This is a genomic window from Mycobacterium sp., from assembly GCF_035603715.1.
Lineage (GTDB): Bacteria > Actinomycetota > Actinomycetes > Mycobacteriales > Mycobacteriaceae > Mycobacterium.
In genome coordinates, this window is record NZ_DATNJW010000265.1 from 1 (window position 1) to 2118 (window position 2118).

A 2118-nucleotide genomic window follows, 5' to 3' on the forward strand; every position below is an offset into this window, starting at 1 on the left:
ACCTTCGCGGCACACACCGCCGCGACGTCCGCACCGGTGAGGTCGGCGTGGACGGATGCCGCGGCGATTCCCGCGGTGTGGATCAGCATCGATGCGCCGGTGCCGCCGTATTCGGCGGCGACGGCCGATACCGCCACGCGATCGGTGACATCGCACTGCGGGGCGAACACCTGCACGTCATGCTGCCCGGCCAGCCGGCTCAGCGCCTCAGGTTCTATACCGTTGCGGCTCAACAGGACAACGCTGCGCGCACCGTGTTCGATGCAGTACTGCGCGTAACGCAGCCCGATCGCTCCGCTGCCGCCCGTAATCACCACGTTGTCCAGCACGGCCCCGTCGAGAGGTCGCGTGGTGAGGGACTCGGGATGCTCGCGCAGGGTCCGGACGAAGCGTTGCGGCGCAGAGGTACCGTCAACGGCGTTGACACGCACAGCCATGACACCGGCGTCGGCGAGCAGCGCGTCGAGGACGGCTGCCGCGGTCTGTTCGTCGACCTCGCCGGCGGGCACGTCGAGATTTCCGAATGCCTGGTCGCCGAATTCGAAGCCAACGCTGCGGTGCATCGCGGCCAGCGCCGACTGTGCAGGCCGGGGATCCGCATCACCGGGCAGGACCCTTTCGCCACCGGCGGTGAGCAGCCACACGGCTCGGCATCGCGGGCCGATGATCGCGTCGTAATCCGGTAATCCCACATCGGTGCGGACGGCGATCTGTTCGACAGCGTCCACGGCGTCCGGCTGATTGAGTTCCGGTGCGATCACCGCGACGATTTCCGCCTCACTCGGCCGCACCGACTCACACCCGTGATGCCTCGCCGCGGCGGCGGTCAGCAGCTGCGCCAGCGGTGCGCCTGCGTCGCCGACGATCGCAATGCCGCAGCGCCTCCGGTGATCTGGAGTCGGCAACACCGTTGGCTGCCACTCTTCGACGGCGATGGTCAGCGCGGTAGTCGACGCCGGGACGCTGCCGGTTCCGGCTTGGGCAGCGGCCCACAAATGCACCGCCCGCATGGGGGCATTGGGGAATCCGCGCAGCGGTGGTTGGCGACCCGCGGGCAATGCATCGGCCCATGGGTAGCCGGGATCGGCGATGGCGACGGCGGCGATGTTCTCCGACAACACATCGCTGATCGGTTCGTCACGGTGGCCGGAGCCGACAATCACCGCCGCGTCGTCACCGACGAGTTCGACCAGCGGGTACAACAGCGAGGGATGAGCGGACACTTCGATGAAAGTGTCGGCCCCACATTTCTGGCCGGCTACCACTGCGCGGTCAAAGCGCACTGTGCCGCACAGACTTTCATACCAGTACTGAGCGAAATCAACGTCGCTACCGACTTCGGCGCCGATGGCCGAGCCGATGAAAGCCATCGGGCCCTCGCCGAAGGTCGACCTGGGTAGCAGCTCGTTCAGTTCGGCGCGCAGCGGCCGCAGCGCGCTGGTATGGCCTGGATAGTCCACGGTGAGCCGGTGCGCGAACACGCCCCGCTGTTGAGCCAAATCCGTTACGGCGATCACGGCGTCGTGATCCCCCGACACCACGGTGGCCGACGGTGCGTTGACCGCGGATACCTCTAGCCAGCCGGGTGTTTCGCCGATCAGCGCCTCCGCCTCGTCGACCCCGATTCCGAGCACAGCCATGCCATAGTGGCCGGTCAGCCGGTCGACGGCCGCTGCGCGCGCACCGACCAGTGCGACCGCATCGGATAACGAGATCTTGTCGGCCACATAGGCCGCCGCGATCTCGCCGAGGCTGTGTCCGATGGTGATATCGGGAAGCACTCCGCAGAATCGCCACTGCGACGCCAAGCTGACCGCGTGGACGAATTGCGCTCCCTGAATCTGGGTCCGTGACCAGTTCTGGTCGTCGTCACCCTGGAGGTAAGGCAATGGCGACGATAACCCGGCCGCGATGAACGCTTCCGCGCAGCGGTCGGCTTCGGCGCGGTATGCGGGCAGCCGGCGGTAGGCGTCGGCCCCCATCGACTGCCACTGGTTGCCCTGCCCTGGGAATACGAAAGCAGCAGATGGTGCAAAGCTTTTCGACGACCGGGCGACCAGTGGATGCTCTTCGTCGTGGGCCAGCGCGGACAGCCCGTCCACCAGCTCGCTGCGATTG

Annotated in this window: 1 protein-coding gene; it reads right to left on the reverse strand. The window is 67.1% G+C overall.

Annotation, left to right across the window (positions count from 1 at the left end; genetic code table 11):
• Positions 1-2118: SDR family NAD(P)-dependent oxidoreductase (locus VN856_RS11280; RefSeq protein WP_325688974.1), on the reverse strand; the 2118-nt coding region annotated here is incomplete at both ends.